The sequence below is a fragment of the Flavobacterium plantiphilum genome (assembly GCF_046000495.1).
GTDB lineage: Bacteria > Bacteroidota > Bacteroidia > Flavobacteriales > Flavobacteriaceae > Flavobacterium > Flavobacterium plantiphilum.
The window spans coordinates 1-4222 of record NZ_JBELQA010000013.1; the positions used below are offsets into that span (position 1 = coordinate 1).

The following is a 4222-nucleotide window of genomic DNA, read 5'->3' on the forward strand; positions in this document are numbered from 1 at the left end:
GACTTAGACAAATCTAATATCAGAACGGAAGCAGCTTTGGATTTAGAAAAAATATTAGATGTTTTAAACCAATATCCGAATATGAAACTCGATATCCGTTCGCATACCGATAGTCGTGCTTCTCATAAATACAACGAAGCTTTATCAGACAGAAGAGCTAAATCGACCATTAGCTGGTTGGTTAAAAACGGTGTAAAAGCAGACAGATTAACCGGAAAAGGGTATGGCGAGAGTCAGCTGGTAAACAGATGTGCCGACAATGTAAAATGTACCGAAGAAGAACACCAAATGAATCGCAGAAGCGAATTTATTATTACCGCGCTTTAAGAAATAGTTTTGCCTAGTCATGAAAAAGTGACACAGGATTAATAAAAATAATAGTATCTTTTAAACAGTAGTAAACTCAGGTTTACTACTGTTTTTTGCTTTATAAATTTTGATTTAAGTTTTGTTTGGAGTATATATTTAATTAAAATTATATCTCATCAATAAATAACCGTTGGGAGATTTTCTCGGTTATATAACCTCCATCACCAAATATTTTTTTGAAAACTACATTCAAAAAACCCTCCTTTTTACCCGCTTTTAGGTGCTTATTTATAATAAAAAGCTTTTCATCGAATATTTAAGCTGTTTGAAGAGAATATTTACTACCGAAGTATAATGTAATTAGTTTCGCATAATAATTTACGATAATTCTATTACATCCATAGAATCCAATTACAATTCCTTTCAAAATTGAATATATGAACATTAAAATTACTCCCGTTTTATTAACATTTTTAACCTTTATTTTTAGTTGTTTTGAAATTAATGCACAATCTAGTTGTGATATTAACGGACCATCTTCCGGAAATTATACCTTTCAATCTAATAAAAAAGTTTGTTTTTACAACAATTCTACACTAGGAGATGTTATTTTTCAAAATGGAACTAAAATTTATATAGCTCCTAATGTGACTGTTATTATCCAAAATAATGTTACTTCTTCTGGAACAATTGATATGGAAATTGATGGTACTTTACAGTTTACTCAATCTGTAACTATCGATGCAAATGTTGATTTGAACATTGGTACAAAAGGTATTTTGAAAGCTGGTAATACAGGACAAACTGATTTTAAACTAAATGGTAGTGGTACAAATACAGTAACTAATAATGGGCAGTTTAATGTTGGAGTTTTAGGACTACAACATCCTAGCGGAACATACACTTTCGATAGTTCTTCAAATGCTATTATTAACATTCATTCGAATATTAATATTGGTGGAAAAAGTTTTTTCAGAAATCAGGGAAAACTATTAATTGGAAATAGCTACAATTGCAATAGTAAGAGTGTTTTTGTAAACTGTGGAGAGATGGTTTCATCTGCTGGTTTTAACCTTGGAGGAGGAAAAGTTATAAATACAGGTAAGTTTACTGTTAGTAGTAGCAGAATAGATTTTGGGTCTTCAACAGCCCGATTTGAAAATTACGGTTCCGTTAATGTTCAGGGATCAATGAATTTAGGAGGTTCTGGTTGTGTTTACTATAATGAAGGTACAACTGTTGTTTCTGATAATTTTCAAAATGATGGTAACATTGAAGGTCCTGCTGTTGGATCAGGTAAGTTAGGTTATATTACCTGGAAAGGCAAAGCTGCCATGAATAGTGGGAAAATTGGTCCAAATTTAAATTTAAAAAATTCAAGTGGAACTTCTAGTACATCAGGAATGTTTAACAATCCTAACTCAATGAACTTCCTGAGCGGAGTTGTTTATAATTGCTCAAATTGCCCTGCACCACAGGTTAACTCAGGAGTTATTTGTAGAGAACCTGATGGTAGTAATCCTGATATTGATGAAACCTGCAATGTATACACCACTGTTCTTGCAGAACCTACTACTGACTTAGTAAAAAGTCTTAATGATACAGGTAAAGGATTGTTTCCTGTTAAACCGTCTGGTCCTGCTTTTCTACCAAATGGAGGGGTTAAAGTAGAAGTTATCAAAAACTTCACAACCAGTCATGACCAATGGAGATTATACCAACCTACTGCACAAGAAGGGATAATTAATATAAAAGGGGTACCTACAAAGTTTAAAACAAAATACCTAGATTTAATTGGGGCTTATACTAATCCAAAAGTACTAGAAAGAACAATTAAACTTGATTACGAGGTCACATCAAAAAGTTTAAACACCACAACTCACGCTTATAGATATATAATTGGTATTGCAGGTTTATCAGATAATAATGTTGCTGGTAAGGTAACCTCCTCAGTTCCACTAGAGGTTATAGGAAATATGGATGCTTATCAAACAGGTAAATATTCCTACTTTAACAATACTACTCCACCTATTGCAGGAGATAGAGGAACTGTATTCGAGTCCAATCCAAAAACACCAAGTAGCAGACCTAGTAATGAACTTACCAATGGTTACACCTTTTTTTACCTACCAGATGATATTTCTTCTTTTGAATTAGAAACAAAAGGTAATGATCAATATGGTTTTATTTTTGGTACATTAACGACAACTATTTCCCCTACACCTGATGCTCCAACTTCTGGTGGCAATCAAACCATTTGCTGGAATGGAAATGCAAATCATACCTTAACAGCTACTGCAACAGCTCCACAGGGACAAATAGTAACCTGGTACGAAACGGCAACCGGGGGTAGTCCAATAGCTTCACCAACTCAAGTAGGAGTAGGAACTAAAACATATTATGCTCAGTCTTCTAATCTCAATGGTACTTGTTCTAGTTTAACAAGAACAGCTGTAACTTTAACAGTAAATGCAACACCAGCTGCTCCAATTTCAGGTGGTAATCAAACTATTTGCTCTGATGGAACTACAAATCAAACTTTAACTGCAACAGCAACTGTTCCACAAGGACAAACTATTACTTGGTATACTCAAGAAACTGGAGGAACTCCAACATCCCCAACTCAAGTAGGTGTAGGTAGTAAAACTTACTATGCGCAGGCTTCTAATGGAACTTGTACTAGCTTAACAAGAACCGCTGTAACTTTAACTATTTACCCAAAAGCGGGGGTTCCTAATGCCGATAATGTGGAATATTGTGCTGGTGATACTGCACAAGCTTTAACAGCAACAGCTTCTAATCCTGATTATACATTATATTATTATGATTCCCTAACTTCAGCTCCCCAGTCATCAATAATTCCTATAACAACTAATGCTGGAGAATTCACATATTATGTAGCTGAAGGTATAAATAATTCTTGTATAGGTGATAAAAAAGCCATTACAGTTATTGTACATCCTAAATCGGTAATAACAACAGAACCAATAAATCAAAGTATAACTTATGGAGATAATACTAGTTTTACCGTTAGTGCTACAAATGTTACTTCATACCAATGGCAAGTAAATACAGGATCTGGTTTTACTAATATTATAAATGATGATATATACTCAAATACTACAACTGCAACATTAACTTTAACGAAGCCAACTGTTGCAATGAGTTCTTATACTTACCGAGCTATTTTAATTGGAAGATGTACTAATACAGAAACATCTACTGTTAACTTGACGGTTACTCCAAAAGCAGTTACTATCACGGCTGATGATAAAACCAAAGTATACGGTGATGAAAATCCTGTTCTTACTGCCGTGGTAACTGGTGCAGTGAACAATGATGTAATCAACTATAGCTTATCAACTACAGCTACGCAGTTCTCACCTGTAGACACTTACCCTATCGTGGTGACTTTAGGAGAAAATCCAAACTACATTGTAACTAAGGTTGACGGAACTTTAACAGTAACACCGAAAGAACTAAACGTAGTGGTTACTGCTGATAATAAAACTAAAGTATACGGTGATGAAAATCCTGTTCTTACTGCTGTAGTAACTGGTGCAGTGAACAATGATGTGATTAACTATAGCTTATCAACTACAGCTACGCAGTTCTCGCCTGTAGCCACTTATCCTATTACAGTTGCTTTGGGAGAAAATCCAAACTATATTGTAACTAAGGTTGACGGAACTTTGACAGTAACACCGAAAGAACTAAACGTAGTGGTGACTGCTGATAATAAAACTAAAGTATACGGTGATGAAAATCCTGTTCTTACTGCTGTAGTAACTGGTGCAGTGAACAATGATGTGATTAACTATAGCTTATCAACTACAGCTACGCAGTTCTCGCCTGTAGCCACTTATCCTATTACAGTTGCTTTGGGAGAAAATCCAAACTATATTGTAACTAA

2 protein-coding genes are annotated in these 4222 nt (G+C 34.5%); both read left to right on the top strand.

The window, feature by feature from the left end:
- A partial coding sequence (locus ABS764_RS16145) for an OmpA family protein (protein WP_408082829.1) occupies positions 1–327 on the top strand: 327 nt, incomplete at its 5' end.
- 419 nt (positions 328–746) lie between these two features.
- The coding region (locus ABS764_RS16150; protein ID WP_408082830.1) for an MBG domain-containing protein at positions 747–4222 on the top strand (3476 nt) is incomplete at its 3' end.